The 15,407-nt window shown below is 63.7% G+C and carries 17 protein-coding genes; 9 read left to right on the forward strand and 8 right to left on the reverse strand.

Going from position 1 to position 15,407, the window contains the following annotated elements; translation table 11 throughout:
* The first annotated feature begins 24 nt into the window (after nt 1–24).
* The 3 genes from argH to lysA all read left to right on the forward strand — a co-directional run bounded on the left by argH (nt 25) and on the right by lysA (nt 2,990).
* Nucleotides 25–1,425: an argininosuccinate lyase gene (gene argH / locus AC0L2P_RS24880; RefSeq protein WP_473504922.1), complete on the forward strand. Its 1,401-nt coding sequence runs from the start codon at nt 25–27 to the stop codon at nt 1,423–1,425.
* Between the two features lie 71 nt (nt 1,426–1,496).
* Nucleotides 1,497–1,703, forward strand: coding sequence for a hypothetical protein (locus AC0L2P_RS24885; RefSeq protein WP_023677931.1), 207 nt, complete (start codon nt 1,497–1,499; stop codon nt 1,701–1,703).
* A gap of 18 nt (nt 1,704–1,721) precedes the next feature.
* A complete protein-coding gene (lysA, locus tag AC0L2P_RS24890) occupies nt 1,722–2,990 on the forward strand; it encodes a diaminopimelate decarboxylase (RefSeq protein WP_473504925.1) in 1,269 nt (422 codons plus the stop codon).
* 10 nt (nt 2,991–3,000) lie between these two features.
* Here the strand turns inward: lysA and AC0L2P_RS24895 are convergent, their stop codons facing one another.
* Complete coding sequence (locus tag AC0L2P_RS24895; RefSeq protein WP_473504927.1) at nt 3,001–3,303, reverse strand: ArsR/SmtB family transcription factor; 303 nt, start codon at nt 3,301–3,303, stop codon at nt 3,001–3,003.
* 64 nt (nt 3,304–3,367) lie between these two features.
* Here AC0L2P_RS24895 and AC0L2P_RS24900 point away from each other — a divergent pair, with 64 nt between their 5' ends.
* Both AC0L2P_RS24900 and AC0L2P_RS24905 read left to right on the forward strand, forming a co-directional pair.
* Nucleotides 3,368–4,309: a threonine/serine dehydratase gene (locus tag AC0L2P_RS24900; RefSeq protein ID WP_473504929.1), complete on the forward strand. Its 942-nt coding sequence runs from the start codon at nt 3,368–3,370 to the stop codon at nt 4,307–4,309.
* Nucleotides 4,310–4,521: 212 nt separating this feature from the next.
* Entirely contained in the window at nt 4,522–7,137 is a 2,616-nt protein-coding gene (locus AC0L2P_RS24905; RefSeq protein WP_473504931.1) for a TIGR02302 family protein, read from the forward strand.
* 63 nt (nt 7,138–7,200) lie between these two features.
* On the opposite strand, the gene AC0L2P_RS24910 is transcribed toward AC0L2P_RS24905, so the two are convergent.
* The gene (locus tag AC0L2P_RS24910; protein WP_473504933.1) at nt 7,201–8,058 is read right to left on the reverse strand and encodes a LysR substrate-binding domain-containing protein; all 858 of its coding nucleotides are present in this window, start codon (nt 8,056–8,058) and stop codon (nt 7,201–7,203) included.
* A 222-nt stretch (nt 8,059–8,280) separates the two neighbouring features.
* Here AC0L2P_RS24910 and AC0L2P_RS24915 point away from each other — a divergent pair, with 222 nt between their 5' ends.
* Complete coding sequence (locus AC0L2P_RS24915; RefSeq protein WP_473504935.1) at nt 8,281–9,231, forward strand: DMT family transporter; 951 nt, start codon at nt 8,281–8,283, stop codon at nt 9,229–9,231.
* A 124-nt stretch (nt 9,232–9,355) separates the two neighbouring features.
* Here the strand turns inward: AC0L2P_RS24915 and AC0L2P_RS24920 are convergent, their stop codons facing one another.
* From AC0L2P_RS24920 to AC0L2P_RS24930, 3 genes are all read right to left on the reverse strand, one after another.
* Nucleotides 9,356–9,727 (reverse strand): response regulator, encoded by a 372-nt coding sequence (locus tag AC0L2P_RS24920; RefSeq protein WP_352691048.1) that lies wholly within the window; start codon nt 9,725–9,727, stop codon nt 9,356–9,358.
* Between the two features lie 60 nt (nt 9,728–9,787).
* Complete coding sequence (gene hpt / locus AC0L2P_RS24925) at nt 9,788–10,330, reverse strand: hypoxanthine phosphoribosyltransferase (RefSeq protein ID WP_473504937.1); 543 nt, start codon at nt 10,328–10,330, stop codon at nt 9,788–9,790.
* Between the two features lie 183 nt (nt 10,331–10,513).
* Nucleotides 10,514–10,804 carry a hypothetical protein gene (locus AC0L2P_RS24930; RefSeq protein WP_473504938.1) on the reverse strand — a complete coding sequence of 97 codons (291 nt, stop codon included), beginning with the start codon at nt 10,802–10,804 and terminating at the stop codon, nt 10,514–10,516.
* Between the two features lie 235 nt (nt 10,805–11,039).
* On the opposite strand from AC0L2P_RS24930, the gene ftsE reads away from it, so the two are divergent.
* From ftsE to AC0L2P_RS24945, 3 genes are all read left to right on the forward strand, one after another.
* On the forward strand, nt 11,040–11,699 hold the full coding sequence (ftsE, locus tag AC0L2P_RS24935) for a cell division ATP-binding protein FtsE (protein WP_010911739.1): 660 nt from the start codon (nt 11,040–11,042) through the stop codon (nt 11,697–11,699).
* Nucleotides 11,692–12,675, forward strand: coding sequence for a cell division protein FtsX (locus AC0L2P_RS24940; RefSeq protein WP_473504940.1), 984 nt, complete (start codon nt 11,692–11,694; stop codon nt 12,673–12,675). The genes ftsE and AC0L2P_RS24940 overlap by 8 nt, the downstream gene beginning before the upstream one ends.
* An 88-nt stretch (nt 12,676–12,763) precedes the next feature.
* Nucleotides 12,764–13,558 carry a YdcF family protein gene (locus AC0L2P_RS24945; RefSeq protein WP_473504942.1) on the forward strand — a complete coding sequence of 265 codons (795 nt, stop codon included), beginning with the start codon at nt 12,764–12,766 and terminating at the stop codon, nt 13,556–13,558.
* Nucleotides 13,559–13,588: 30 nt separating this feature from the next.
* On the opposite strand, the gene AC0L2P_RS24950 is transcribed toward AC0L2P_RS24945, so the two are convergent.
* Genes AC0L2P_RS24950 through AC0L2P_RS24960 form a run of 3 tightly spaced genes read right to left on the reverse strand, consistent with a single transcriptional unit; the run spans nt 13,589 to nt 15,306 of the window.
* Nucleotides 13,589–14,215 carry a pyridoxamine 5'-phosphate oxidase family protein gene (locus tag AC0L2P_RS24950; protein WP_473504944.1) on the reverse strand — a complete coding sequence of 209 codons (627 nt, stop codon included), beginning with the start codon at nt 14,213–14,215 and terminating at the stop codon, nt 13,589–13,591.
* A 12-nt stretch (nt 14,216–14,227) separates the two neighbouring features.
* The gene (locus tag AC0L2P_RS24955) at nt 14,228–14,698 is read right to left on the reverse strand and encodes a nuclear transport factor 2 family protein (protein WP_473504946.1); all 471 of its coding nucleotides are present in this window, start codon (nt 14,696–14,698) and stop codon (nt 14,228–14,230) included.
* A gap of 56 nt (nt 14,699–14,754) precedes the next feature.
* On the reverse strand, nt 14,755–15,306 hold the full coding sequence (locus AC0L2P_RS24960; RefSeq protein WP_473504948.1) for a carboxymuconolactone decarboxylase family protein: 552 nt from the start codon (nt 15,304–15,306) through the stop codon (nt 14,755–14,757).
* Between the last annotated feature and the right edge of the window lie 101 nt (nt 15,307–15,407).

Raw genomic sequence — 15,407 nt, forward strand, 5'->3', positions numbered from 1 at the left:
TGCTCCGGAGCACGGGTTATAGCGATGAACGACAAGAAGGCCAGCAACCAGATGTGGGGCGGACGTTTTGCCTCGGGTCCGGCCGCAATCATGGAAGCGATCAACGCGTCGATCTCGTTCGACCGCAAACTCTATGCGCAAGATATTCGCGGCTCGATCGCCCATAGCCAGATGTTGGCGCAAACGGGCATTATTTCGGCGGCCGATCAAGAAAAAATCGCTCACGGGCTGAACACGATCCTGGCAGAGATCGAGGCCGGCACGTTCGCGTTCTCGACCAGGCTGGAAGACATCCACATGAATGTCGAGGCCCGTCTGGCCGATCTGATCGGCCCCGCCGCCGGCCGCCTGCATACCGCCCGCTCGCGCAACGACCAGGTGGCGGTCGACCTCAGGCTGTGGGTCAAGGACGAGTGCTTTCGCGTCGCCGAGGCGCTTAAGGGCCTGATCACCGCGTTCCTGGAACGGGCCGAGGAGCATGCGGCAACGGTCATGCCAGGCTTCACCCACATGCAGGCAGCGCAGCCAGTGACCTTCGGCCACCACTGCATGGCCTATGTCGAGATGTTTGCGCGCGACCTGTCTCGCGCCCGCGACGCGACCGAGCGGATGGATGAAAGCCCGCTCGGCGCTGCCGCCCTCGCCGGCACCAGCTTTCCCATCGACCGGCACCAGACCGCGAAGGCGCTTGGCTTTCGCGAGCCGATGCGCAATTCGCTCGACAGCGTTTCGGACCGCGATTTCGCGCTCGAGTTCCTGGGCGTAGCAGCGATCTGCGCGACGCATCTGTCGCGGCTGGCCGAAGAGATCATCATCTGGTCGACGCCGCAATTCGGCTTCGTCAGGCTGTCGGATAGTTTCTCGACCGGTTCGTCGATCATGCCGCAGAAGAAGAACCCCGACGCTGCCGAACTGGTGCGCGGCAAGACCGGCCGCGTCACCGGCCATCTGGTCGGCCTGCTGACGGTGATGAAGGGCATGCCGCTAACCTATGGCAAGGACATGCAGGAAGACAAGGAATCCGTCTTCGACGCTGCAGAGACGCTCGACCTGATGCTGGCGGCGATGACCGGCATGGTGCGCGACATGACGGTGAACACCGCCGCGATGAAAAAGGCGGCCGGCGCCGCCTATTCCACTGCGACCGACCTCGCCGATTGGCTGGTGCGCACGCTCGGCCTGCCGTTCCGCGAGGCGCACCATATCACTGGCCGGGCGGTAGCGCTGGCCGAGGACAAGAAGCTCGGGCTCGACAGGCTTTCGCTGGAGGACCTGCAGTCCATTCACCCCGGTATCAGCGCCGACGTGTTTTCGGTGCTTGCCGTGCAGAATTCTGTAAAGAGCCGCACGAGCTTCGGCGGCACCGCGCCGTCCGAGGTGCGCAAGCAGATCCGCTACTGGAAGAAGCGGCTCGCCAAGGCGTAGAACGCGGGGTGCAATGGCCGCAAAACTCGGCTAGAAGCGGCTGCGGGCAACAGTTTCGGACGGATGGCACGATGACCGGAAGCAGGATTTTGGTGACGCTGACGCTGCTGGCGGCAATGGCAACCGTTGCGGCCTGCGGCAGGAAGGCTGCGCTCGATACGCCCTACGCGGCGGCCGTGCAGGCCCGCAAGGACGCCGAGAAGGCCAAGCAACCTTTGCCGCCGGAGCCGGAAAAACCTGTCGAGGACAAGAAATTCATCCTCGACCCGCTGCTCTGATTTTTTCGGACCAATCTCGTGAACCATTTCGACTACCGCGACGGCGCGCTGCATGCCGAGGACGTGGCGATATCAGACATCGCCGCCAGCGTCGGCACGCCGTTCTATTGTTATTCGACGGCGACGCTGACCAGGCATTTTCGCGTCTTTACCGATGCCCTTGCAGGGCTCGACGCTCTCGTCTGCTATGCCATGAAGGCGAATTCCAACCAGGCCGTGCTGAAGGTGCTGGCAAGGCTCGGCGCGGGCGCCGACGTGGTCTCGGAGGGCGAACTGCGCCGCGCTTTGGCGGCCGGCATCCCGGCAAGCAAGATCCTGTTTTCGGGCGTCGGCAAGACCGCGCGCGAAATGGATTTTGCGCTCTCGGCCGGCATTCTCTGTTTCAACGTCGAATCCGAACCGGAGCTGGAGCTGCTGTCGGCCCGCGCCACCGCGCTGGGCAAGATCGCGCCGATCTCGCTGCGCATCAATCCGGATGTCGATGCCAGGACGCACAAGAAGATTTCGACTGGGAAGGCCGAGAACAAGTTCGGCATTCCCTGGCAGCAGGCGCGAAAGGTTTATGCCCGCGCGGCTGAGCTGCCGGGCATCAAGGTCACCGGCATAGACACCCATATCGGCAGCCAGATCACCGAATTGCAGCCCTTCGAGGACGCCTTTGCGCTGCTGGTGGAGTTGGTCGGCGCCTTGCGCTCCGACGGTCATGCCATCGAGCATATCGATGTCGGCGGCGGCCTTGGCATTCCCTACCGCGTTGACAACAACCCGCCGCCTTTGCCCGATGCCTATGCCCGGATCGTCAGGAAACATGTTGCCAAACTTGGGCTGAAGGTAATGTTCGAACCAGGCCGGCTGATCGTCGGGAATGCCGGCATCCTGGTCTCGGAGGTGATCTTCGTGAAGGAGGGCGACGCCAAGAACTTCCTCGTCGTCGATGCCGCGATGAACGATCTGATCCGGCCGACGCTTTATGACGCTTTCCACGACATCAAGCCGGTGGCGCAGCAGCCGGCCGCGGCACCACGCATGAAGGTCGACGTCGTCGGCCCGGTTTGCGAGACCGGCGACTATCTCGGGCTCGACCGTGACCTGCCCCGGCTGAAATCCGGCGACCTGATCGCCGTCGCCACCGCCGGCGCCTATGGCGCCGTCCAGGCCGGCACCTACAATACCAGGCCGCTGGTACCGGAAGTGCTGGTCGACGGCGACCGCTTCCACGTTGTGCGCCCGCGCCAGACCTATGACGAGCTGATCGGACTGGATTCGGTGCCGGACTGGTTGAAGTAGAACTCTGCAGCTACAGCCGGTGCTGAATGAGCGCCCTGGCGTCGGCGATTCTGTCCTCGTTTCGGCGATAGAATATCCACTGCTTGATGCGCTTGCTGCGCAAAAGCCCTGCCTGGGTGAGCACGCGCATATGCTCGCTGAGCGTTGCCTGGGTGATCCCCAGCTTTTCCGCGATCAGTAGCGCGCAGACGCCGTCCTCGACCAGATCGCCGTCCGTCTGTGGCGGAAAATGCGCGCGCGGATCCTTGAGCCAATCGAGAATCTGCAGCCTGCGCTCGTTGGCAATCGCTTTGAAGACGTCGACCTCTTGCATTTAGGCACTTTGCCAAGTTACTAAGTAATGTCAACTCTGAATGTCAGCTCTGGGGAGTGAAAGCATGCTGCACGGCCACAAGATCACACGCGAGCGCATCGCTGCAATGGAGCCGCGCATCCGACCCTACGTGCGCCACACGCCGGTGCTGCGCGTCGACATGGCCGATTTTGGCCGCCCGCCTCTGCCTGTCGACCTGAAGCTCGAGTGCTTGCAGCATTCCGGCTCGTTCAAGGCGCGTGGCGCGTTCACCAATCTCCTCGAACGGCCGGTTCCTGCGGCCGGCGTCGTCGCCGCGTCGGGCGGCAATCACGGCGCCGCCGTCGCCTATGCCGCCATGCGGCTCGGCCACAAGGCGACCATCTTTGTTCCCGAAGTGAGCCCGCAGGCCAAGCTGGACCGCATCCGCGGCTACGGCGCCGAGCTGATCGTCGGCGGCGCCCGTTATGCCGAGGCACTGGCCGCCAGCGAGAGCTTCGCCGAAAAATCCGGCGCGCTGCAGATCCACGCCTTCAACCAGGAGGAGACGCTGGTCGGGCAAGGCACGCTCGGCCTCGAGATCGAGGCCGACCTGCCGAAGCTCGACACGCTGCTGGTCGCCGTCGGCGGCGGCGGGCTGATCGGCGGCATCGCCGCCTGGTTTTCCGGCCGCATCAGGATCATCGCCGTCGAGCCTGAGGGTGCGCCGACGCTTCATCGCGCCTTCGCGGCGGGCCGACCCGTCGATGCGCCGACCGAGGGCGTTGCCGCCGATTCGCTCGCGCCAAAGCGTGTCGGCGAAATGATGTTTCCTATCGCCGAGGCATTCGTCGAGCGCTCGATCCTGGTCGGCGACGACGACATTATCGCCGCCCAGGCGGAGCTCTGGGACCGCGTGCGAATCATCTCCGAACCGGGCGGTGCGGCCGCCTTCGCGGCGCTCCTGTCCGGCCGCTACGCACCGGCTGCAGGCGAGCGCGTTGCCGTACTGGTCTGCGGCGCAAACGCCAATTCGGCGAAATTCTGACAATATCCGGGGCATTATTGTTCACGTTTTGGGGAACCGCCTCGCCTTCGCCGTGTTTGTTGGTATCCTTAGGGTGATGTGCATCCGCTTGGACGCACGAAGTACGCGCTAAGATTTTAGGTCTTCGCATCGTGCTTCCCGAAGATCGACTTTTCGGGCCCATGCGATAGACTCGTGAGGCCCGGGCTATTCCGCCCGGCCAGGAAGGGCCGATGACGCAACGACCCATCTTCACCAGCGATCGCAGTCTGGCCAGGCGCCTTGCCTTGAGCCGGCTGGGGACGCAGGTCTCGATAATCGTCGAACGCGGCTGGCCATTGCTGCTGCCGCTGATCATCGTCGCCAGCCTTTTCCTCAGCATTTCATGGCTCGGCCTGTTCCCATTTTTGCCCGATCTGGCGCGGATCGGTCTAATCACGGCATTCGGCGTCGCAGCGCTTGCCGCACTCTACCCGCTGCGTTTCTTCCGCGCGCCATCCAGTGACGAGGTCGACCGCCGCATCGAGGCGGCCAACCGATTGCTGCACAGCCCGGTGCAGGTCCAGACTGATCGCCCGAGCGGCAAGGAAAGCATTTTTTCGCAAGCCCTGTGGCGCGAGCATCAGCGGCGCATGGCGGACCGGCTGGGCGAGCTTGGCGGCGACGTGCCGCGAACACGCGTGCCGGAACGCGACCCGTGGGCGTTGCGCGCCGTTGCGGCGCTTTTGTTGGTCACTGCCTTTGCCTTCTCCTTCGGGCCATCGGGCGGCAGGCTGAGCGACGGCTTTGTTGCCCGTGCCGCCCGCGACGTCGTGCCGCCGCGCATCGATGCCTGGGTGACGCCGCCGGCCTATACCGGCCGGCCGCCGGTATTCCTCAACGCCCCAGCACTTGCCGACAACGCCAATCAAGCGGCGCCGACCTTTACCGTTCCGGAAGGCAGCGATGTGTCGCTGCGCGTCACCGGGGGTTCGGGCGAGGAAACGCTGAGCTACGCCGACACCGGCGGCAACAGCCGCGCTATCGATCCGACAGGGCCGCAATCCAGCAAGCCGGAGGCAAAGACGGCAACGCCTTCCACCGTGCGCCAGTTCAGCGGCAAGTTGACGGCCGACGGTACGCTGACGCTGCAGTCCGGCGACGGCGAGCTCGGCCGCTGGGCCTTCGCCATAATTCCCGACAAGCCGCCGCAGATTCGCTTCGTCGGCGAGCCGAAACGCGCCGTCAACGGTGCTTTCGAGCTCAACTACCAGATCGACGACGACTATGGTGCGGCCTCCGCAAAGGCGGTTTTCGCACCGGCCGATCCGCAGGCGCCCAACGCGCATCCACTCTATGGCCCGCCGGAAATGCCGCTGACGTTGCCGCGCCGCGGCGGCAAGGCCAATGCCGCCAAGACGACGAAGGACCTGACCGACCATGTCTGGGCCGGTGGCAACGTCAAGCTGTCGCTTGTCGCCACCGACGGTGCCGGACACACGGCGACCAGCGAAACCAAGACGCTGGTGATGCCGGAGCGGCCATTCTCCAATCCATTGGCGCGGGCGGTGGTCGAGCAGCGCCGCCTGCTGGCGCTCGACGCCTATGCCAAGGACCGCGTGCTCGACCTGATGGATGCGATCACGCTCAGGCCCGAGGATACGTTCGACAACATGACGCATTACCTCGCCATCATGAGCGCCCGCACCCGGCTGAAGATGGCAGACAGCGACGATCAGCTGCGCGACGAGGTCGCTTACCTCTGGGAGATCGCGCTCGGCATCGAGGAAGGCAACCTTTCGGCGGCCGAGAAGCGGCTGCGCCAGGCGCAGCAGGCGCTGCAAGACGCGATCAAGAACGGCGCCAGTGACCAAGAGATCGAGAAGGCGATGAAGGAACTGCGCGAGGCGATGAACCAGTTCCTGCAAGAATTCGCGGCGCGGGCGCAGCAGAATCCGAATGCGCCACAGATGCAGCAGAACGGCCAGGAACTGCGCCAGAGCGACATCGATCGCATGATGGACCAGATCGAAAACCTGGCGAAATCCGGCAATCGCGACCAGGCGCAGCAATTGCTGTCCGAGCTGCAGGACATGATGAACAATCTGCAGGCAGGCCGCCAGCAACAAGGCGGTCAGCAGGACAGCGAGATGCGCCAGCAAATGGACAAGCTGGGCGAGATCATGCGGCGCCAGCAGGAGATGATGAACGATACTTTCCGTATGGACCAGATGCAGCGCGGCCAGCAACAGCGCGGGCAGAACCGCGACGAGCAGCTCGGCGAGAACGGTGACCCGGGCCCGATGGACGAAGAGGGCAAGCCCGGCCCGGGTGACGACCGCGATCCGCTCGGCCGGCCGAAGCCGATGACACCGCAGGAATTCGCCGATGCGCTGAAGCAATTGCAGGAAGGCCAGGGCAAGCTGCAGAGCGAGCTCGATCAATTGAGGAAGAGCCTCGAAGGTATGGGCCTCGACCCCAATGAGGGGTTTGGCGAGGCCGGCAAATCCATGGGCAATGCCGAACAGGCGCTCGGCGAGGGCGAAGGCGACCAGGCCGTCGGTCACCAGGGCCGCGCGTTGGAAGCCTTGCGCAGGGGCGCCAAGGACATGATGAAGCAATTGCAGGCGATGCAAGGCGACCAGGGCGGCAACGGCCAGGGCGGACGCCAGCAGAATGCCGACCGTGACCCGCTCGGGCGACCCCGCACCAGCGAAGGTCCCGATGACGGAAGTTCGGTGAGGGTGCCTGACGAGATCGACGTGCAGCGTGCCCGTCAGATTCTCGAAGCGATCCGCAAGCGGCTCGGCAATGCGCTTAGCCCCGACATCGAGCGCAGCTATCTCGAGCGGCTACTGGAGCTGAAGTAGGGACTGCCCCCTAATCGCCGCGGGGTCCGGGGTGGCTGCCACCGCCGGACTGGGCGGCACGCTTTAACGGTTGGTGAACGCCTCGCGGATCGCCTCTTCCATGCCGTCGATGGCCTCGCCGGAAGCGTTCGGATTGCGCCGCAGCACTACGTTCGAGGAATCGATGTCTCCGAACCCGTCGGCGGCCGCAAGCTCGCGGCAGCCGGCCGGGATGTTGCTGCGCGAGATCGGCGCAATCGCCAGCCCGGAGGTGACGGCGAGCCGCAGGCCGCCATTGGTATCGCTGGTGTAGGCGACACGATAGTCGAGACCGCGCTGTTCCAGCGACTTTATCGCGAAATCCTTGCACCAGCCGGCGCGGTTGTAGAGTGCGATCGGCACCGGCCGCTCCTCATGCATGTGATGCAGCTCCGACGTCACCCATACGGTCGGATCATGCATCAGCACCTCACCGCCTGACAAATCCTGCCATTCGAACACCACCGCCAGGTCGAGCTCGCCGGCGGCGAGCGCCGCGATCTGCGCACCGGAATGCGCGTAGCGGACGGTGATGTCGACCTGAGGATGGCGCTTGGCAAAGGCGCCGAGCGCGCGCGACAGGATCGCGTGGCCGTATTCCTCCGGGATACCGATGCGCACCGGCCCGCCAAGCGGCGCCGCGACCATCGATGCCGCCGTCTCGTCGAGCAGTGACACGATGCGCCTGGCGTTGCCGATGAGCTCGCCGCCGCGCCGCGTCAGTGCCACACCGCGCGAGCCGCGCTCGAACAGGTTGTCGCCGACCATGCCTTCGAGCTTCTTCATCTGCATGGAGACCGCCGACTGGGTGCGGCCGGCCCGCTCCGCCGCCTTGGTGAAATTGCCGGTGTCGGCGACCGCCACGAAGGTGCGCAACAAGTCGCTGTCGAGATTGGGTCGCATGTGCCCGCCATAAGAAAATCTGATTGCTGGCATCATTCCAATTCGTTTGCAACATGTCAAACGGCGGACGATAGTCGCCTCACCCATTGGATATGCGGCCGCGAAATCGGTCGCGGACCAATCAAAGTCCTCACTCGTACCCGCTGCCCGAAACGGTGGCGGGTTCTTTTTACCCGGATGCAGGCCTGCTTTCGGCCGTCCACGCGGGAGCCAGGAGCGCATATGCAGAATCGGCTTGTGCTCGGCATCCTCAGCCTTTGTCTCGGCGTGTTGGTCTTTTCGCTGCAGGACCCGCTGGTCAAGGCAGTGTCGAGCCACTATCCGGTCACCGAGGTGATGGCGATCCGCTCGATCGTCGCCCTGCCGATCCTGGTTTTCCTGGTCGACGCCGATGTCGGATTGCAGGCGATCCTGTCGAAGCGGTTCGGCATGCTGACGATGCGCGCCTTCATCCAGTTCACCTCCTATACGGCCTACTATTTGGCAATCGCCGCCCTGCCGCTGGCTGATGCGGTGGCGCTCTATTTCATGGCGCCGCTGTTCATCATGGCGCTGGCCGGTCCCTATCTCGGCGAACGCGTATCCTGGCAGGCGCTCGCCACCGTCCTGGTCGGCATGCTCGGCGTGCTGGTGATGGTGCGCCCGGGCGCCGGCTTGTTCGACTGGGCAGCGCTGCTGTCGCTAGGTTCGGCTCTGCTCTACGGTTTCTCGCAGCTGATGGCACGCAAGATCGGCGACACCGAATCCTCGAGCGTCATGGCGTTCTATCAGAACGGCGCCTATCTGGTCGGCGCCGCCTTGGTGGCGGCATTGTTTTGGCTGGCGGGCATCGACCACGCCGTGCATCCGAGCCTCGAATTCCTCGTCCGGCCATGGGTCTGGCCGACGACCCCGGATCTCCTCAAGATGGGGGCATGCGGCTTCGTAGCTTCGGCCGGAATGATCCTGTTGTCGCAGGCCTACCGGCTGGCGCTCGCCAACAGCGTCGCCACCTTCGAATACACCGGTATCATCTGGTCGCCGCTATGGGGTTTTCTGTTCTTTGCCGAAGTGCCGCGGCCGGCGACGGCGGCCGGCGCAGCCCTCATCATCGGCGCCGGCCTGTTTGCACTCAATGCCAGCCGGCGCCGGAGCGGCGCGCCAGCCATTGCGGCGACCTGCGACCCTGCTTGAAGGCGGTCGGCCTTGGGCTTTAATGCATGTCGCGCAAAAGTGTGCAGCGGTTTTGCGACAACGACATGCATAAAAAAGAAGAACCTAAAGCGAGTCGCATGAGGCCGACCGAACGCGACGCGCTTTAAGCGAAGCAGGCGAGCGCCTGTTCGACGCGGGCGCGGATTTCAGCCAGCGTGAACGGCTTTTGCACGACGTCCAGAATAATGCCGTCCAATTCCTCGGCGCGCTCGCGCTGGTCGGCATAGCCGGTCATCAGCATGATCTTCATCGCCGGGAACAGCGCCGCTGCCGCCTTGGCCATCTCGATGCCGTCCATTTCCGGCATGCGGATGTCGGACAGCACAAGGTCGTAGCTCCCTTGCGCCGCCCGGATCAGAGAAAGGCCGTGTGCGCCGTCGGCGGCAACAGTGACGTTATGCCCGGCGCGTTCGAGCGCACGGGCGGCGAGAGTGCGGACGGATTCATCGTCCTCGACGATCAGGAGCTTTGCCATGGGCAGGATATTTGGCGGGGAAAAGTTGATGTTTCCTGAACCGCGAGCGGCGACGCGCTTTTAGGCGTCGCCCTTGACGATGCCGACGAAGGGCAATTCGCGAAACGCGTGGGCGACGTCCATGCCATAACCGACGACGAAATAATCGGGGCAGTCGAAGCCGACATAGTCGGCGTTGAGCGTGGTCTGGCGGCGCATACGCTTGTCGAGCAGCACGGCGATTGCACAGCTCCTCGCGCCGCGAGACAGCATGAGGTCGCGGGTGAAACTCAACGTCTTGCCGGATTCCAGAATGTCGTCGATGAGAAGCACGTCGCGACCCGCGACCTCGTTGTCGATGTCGCGCAGCACCCTCACCTCACCGCTGATTGTCCCGGCGCCATAGCTGGAGATGAAGATGAACTCGACCTCCGGCGACAGACCGACATCGTGCATGGCACGGATAAGATCGGCGGCGAAGATGAACGATCCCTTCAGCACCGAGATTACCAGAAGGTCGTGGTAGTCGTGCCCGGCGATCTCCTTGGCAAGTTCCAGGTTCCGCCGCGCGATGGCGGACGCCGAAAACAGGACTTCGATGTCCTTGCCGCGCACAACTGGCATTGGCTGCCTTTCCAGAAAAGATCGCCTTGCAGGCGAAGCCGACCGAAACGGTCTTCAACCCCGTTTCTAGGCATGTCGAGCCGGCTGGCAAGGCCAAATCTTTGGCGGGCGCGCCCGAACGGTCGATGTCCCAACGCGCCGCGAATCGTTTATCTGGTGATCTGTTGATTTTCTGGCGCCGCTCTAACGAACCAGCGCATGGCCGCCCGAAATCCAGAAGGCTGCAAAAGCGGCACCGGCGCCGGCAATCCAGAAGATCGGCCCACCGTGCACCCACAACGGCCGTTGGACGGCGGTTTCGGGCTTGCGCAACATGTCCATGCCTTCGATCGAAGGCGTGGACATCATGCGCGCAGGCGGCGGCGCAAAGTCTGGACGTGTAAAATGGCGGGCCAGCACCTCATAGTCGGCATCGATAACGTCGGCGGCCACGTCGCGCATGATGCGTTCCGGTTCGGCGGCCGGATCGGTCATGATTTCGCCGGAAACCGGGCGCGCGGTTCGATCCTCAGCCATCATGGCCCAACACTACGGCACCTGTTCGCTGTTCGTTTCTTTTGGTAAACGCAAATGGTTAACGCTTCCCCACCGGAACCCCTGTGAGTCGCTCGAAAAGCCGCCAAATTAACCCTCGGTTAACCATGCCGGCCGATGGTCTTTCCACAGAAAGGGCTGGCATCTTGCCGCCGGGAATTTCAGGTCGTCGAAAGTGATCCGCTTCGAAAATGTCGGCCTCCGCTATGGCATGGGTCCGGAGATTCTCCGCGACATCTCCTTGCACATTCCGGAGCGCTCCTTTCAGTTCCTGAGCGGACCTTCAGGCGCCGGCAAGACGACGTTGCTGCGGCTTTTGTTCATGTCGCTGAAGCCGACGCGCGGTCTGATCACCATTTTCGGCAAGGACCGCTCGCGCATCTCGCGTACCGAACTGCCGCATCTGAGACGACGCATCGGCGTGGTGTTCCAGGATTTTCGCCTGCTCGATCATATGACCACCTACGAGAATGTGGCCTTGCCGCTGCGCGTGCGCGGCCGCGAGGAGGCGAGTTACCGCACCGACGTCACCGAGCTGCTGAAATGGGTCGGCCTCGGCGAGCGCATGCATGTGCTGCCGCCGGTGCTGTCTGGCGGCGAGAAGCAGCGCGCCGCGATCGCCCGGGCATTGATCGAGCAGCCCGAGATCCTGCTCGCCGACGAGCCGACCGGCAATGTCGACCCGCCGCTGGCGCGACGCTTGCTGCGGTTGTTCATCGAGCTCAACCGGCTCGGCACCGCCGTGGTGATCGCCACACACGACCTCGGCCTGATGGAACAGGTCGACGCACGGCGAATGATCCTGGCCGGCGGAAGGCTGGACATCTATGACTGAGCTCTCCGTCGAACATTTCGAGGGTCAGGACGCGGCCGCGGCCAAGCCCCGCGTCCAGCGCAAGCTGGCGCCGATCGTGCCGGCGCAGAACATCGCCGGCCGGGCGCTGGTGCTGGTTATCGCCATCATGACCTTCCTGTCCTGCCTGACGTTTGGCGCCGTCACGCTGGTGCGCGACACCGCCTCCGTCTGGGAGAACCAGATCTCGCGCGAGGCGACCATCCAGATCAAGCCGGTCGACGGCCTCGACATGGAGGCTGCACTTGCGCGGGCCTCGCAGATCGCCGGCGAATTCCCTGGCGTGAAAAGCGCCCGGATCGTCGACCGCGAAGCAACGGCCCGGCTGCTCGAACCTTGGCTGGGCTCGGGCCTGAACATCGATGAGCTGCCGGTGCCGCGTCTGATCATCATCACCATCGACGAGAACAACCCGCCCGATTTCGCCGCACTGCGCGCGGCGATCACGCCGAAACTGCCGAGCGCCTCGCTCGACGATCATCGCACCTGGGTCGACCGGCTGGTTGCCATGGCCCGCACCACGGTAACGATCGGTATCGCAGTGCTGGCGCTGATGCTGTCGGCGACGGTGCTGACCGTGGTGTTCGCGACGCGCGGCGCCATGGCCGGCAATGGCCACATCATCGAGGTGCTGCATTTCGTCGGCGCCGAGGCGCGCTTCATCGCGCGCGAATTCCGCCGGCATTTTCTGGTCACCGGCATGAAGGGCGCCGCGGCAGGCGGCGCCGCGGCGATCCTAGTCTTCATCGTCTTCTCCTGGTGGTCGTCACGCAACATGGCAACGCCGCAGGCCGACCAGGCGACCGCCCTGTTCGGCAATTTCGCCATCGGCTCCGCAGGCTATCTCGGTGTCGCCGTCATGGTGCTGGTGATCGGAGCGCTGACGGCGGCAACCTCCCATTTTACCGTGGTTACCTATCTCAGCGACATCGACATTCGCCAGCCGGACGCCGGCTAAAGGAAAGGTCGATCACGGATGAAAACGCATCGTCACGAAAATTGCATTTTTTTCCTACCAAAGGCCGTATTTCGGGATTAACCATTTCATGATGGACGTTCGGGACTCGACCGATACCGCTGGGTGCATGCCAGTGCTGGTTGCGCGTCCGCATGAATTCGCCGGGCCCGATGAATTTTCCAAGCCGGATCAATTCGCCAAACCGGATCAATTCGCCAAAGATCAATTCGCCGGACGTGGGCGGCTGCTGGCAGCTCGCTCCTTGCGCCTCTCGGCTCTCCTTCTGCTCGCGCTTGTGGTGTTGTTTGTCGCCGGCTTCGGCTGGTTCGCCAATACCGTCAGCCATCTGACGACGCCCGCCAATCCGGCAAGGGCCGACGCTATCATCGTGCTGACCGGCGGCCAGTCGCGCCTCGACGCCGCAATGGGGCTGCTTGCATCAGGCAAGGGCGAACGGCTGCTGATCAGCGGCGTCCATCCTTCCGCCAGCCGCCGCCAGCTTCAGGCCGCGACCGGCGGCGACAAGAGGCTGTTTTCCTGCTGCGTCGACATCGACCGCGCCGCGCTCGACACGATCGGCAATGCCGAGGAAAGCGCCAAATGGGTCGAAGACCACGCCTACGGCACCGTCATCCTCGTCACCAACAATTATCACATGCCGCGCAGCCTGCTGGAAATGGGCCGGCTGCTGCACGGCGCAAGGCTCCAGCCCTATCCGGTGGTCAATACCAACCTCGAGAATGGCGGCTGGCTGACCAAGCCGGAAGCCCTGCGCGTGCTGTTCACCGAATACAACAAATATCTGCTGGCGCTGGCGCGCGGCATCATGCCAGTGAAGCAACCCGACAGCGTGACGCTGGCCGACGCCGCAGGCGGAAGCTGAACGGCACCGGCACTTTTTATTCCCTGGTTCTTATTCCCTGGCTGCTGCATCCGATCGCAAGCGTGCGATCTCCTGTTCGAGCCGTTCGATGCGCTGGTCGCGTTCGCCCAGAGCCGCCGCCACGTCGGCCGCTTCGAAGCGCTGCGGGATGTGCTGCGAGCAATTTGAATCCCAGGCAGAAACGGTAAACAGGATGACCTGCTCGGGTCGCGCTTTATAGTCTTGCGGCATCAGCCTTGCCGTCAGTTCGGCATCGCCCTCGACGACCTGCGCTTTGCCCCAGATCTTGATCCGCTGCCGGTGCGCGTAATCGATCAGGAACAGGAAAGCCTGTGGGTTGTCGCTGAGGTTGCCCTGGGTGATGAACTGCCTGTTACCGGAAAAATCGGCAAAGCCGATCGTCCGTTCGTCGAGCACCTTGAGGAAACCGGCAGGCCCGCCGCGATGCTGGATGTAAGGCTGCCCGTCCGCATTGGCGGTCGACAGAAAGACGCTGGTCTGCGCCTCGATGAAGCCGGCGAGATCGGGCGTGATTGCCGCCTGCCAGCCGCCACGCTCTTCGACACGGGCATAGGCGTCACGTGAGCCTTTGCGAGCCTGGATCGCCTTCACCGTCGGGGTGAAGGCGACATCGCTGGTGAAAGCATGAGCATTCATGGCAAGCCTCCTTTAAAGGCCGAGTTCCGTCAGAGAGGGATGGTCGTCCGGCCGGCGGCCGAGCGGCCAATGATATTCGCGGTCGGCCTCGCGGATCGGCAGGTCGTTGATGCTGGCGATGCGCAAGCGCATCAATCCATGTTCGTCGAACTCCCAGTTCTCGTTGCCGTAGCTGCGAAACCACGAGCCGCTGTCGTCGTGCCACTCATAAGCAAAGCGCACGGCAATGCGATTGTCGCGGAAGGCCCAGACCTCCTTGATGAGCCGGTAGTCGCGTTCGCGATCCCATTTGCGCGTGAGGAAGGTCTGGATGGCGCCGCGCCCTTGCAGGAACTCGGCCCGGTTGCGCCAGCGGCTGTCGATTGTGTACGCAAGCGCAACCCGTGTCGGATCGCGGGAGTTCCAGGCATCCTCCGCCATGCGTGCCTTCTGTGCGGCGGTCTCGGCGGTGAATGGCGGAAGCGGCGGGCGGCTTTCAGACATGGGAACTCCTTGCGGCGCGGGCGGGACTGCGACCGGCAACGCAGTGGTCATTGAACTCAGGCTGCCTTGCGGGCAGAAACCACCGGAAAGTCGATCTCTGTCCCGGCGACCTCATTGATATAGTTGGTCCAGACATTGAGAGCGACATGTTGGACGATTTCGATGATCTGCGCATCGTCGTAGCCTGCGAACCTGACGGCGTTGAGATCCTCGTCACCGATACGGCCGCGGTCGCGCGCGATCTTGGCCGCGAAACGCACGGCTGCTGCAGCCTTGGGTTCGTTCGACCCGCCACCTCGGTTGGCCACCATCTCAGCGCCATCCAGATTGGCGAGGTTCTTGCCGAGATAGGTGTGGGCGGAAAGGCAATAGCTGCAACCATTAATTTCGGCGACGGCCAGCGCGATGCGCTCGCGCGTCGGCCCGGGCAGGCTGCCCTTGGCGAGTGCCCCGGACAGACCGAGATAGCCTTCCAGCGCGGCCGGACTGTTGGAAACGAGCCGGAACAGGTTCGGCACGAGCCCGAGTTGTTGCTCGACGGCCCGCAGCGCGGCCTGCGACGCAGCGGGCGCGGCCGCTATGGACTGAGGTGTGGGGATACGGGACATCGGCATTTCCTTTTCGTGCACCGGTTCTGTCCGCCAAATATGCGATCTTCCATATTCCGGATGTAGATGGCATATCTGCAACTCGCCCTTCCATTTTACGG

This window comes from Mesorhizobium sp. WSM4836, assembly GCF_055811815.1.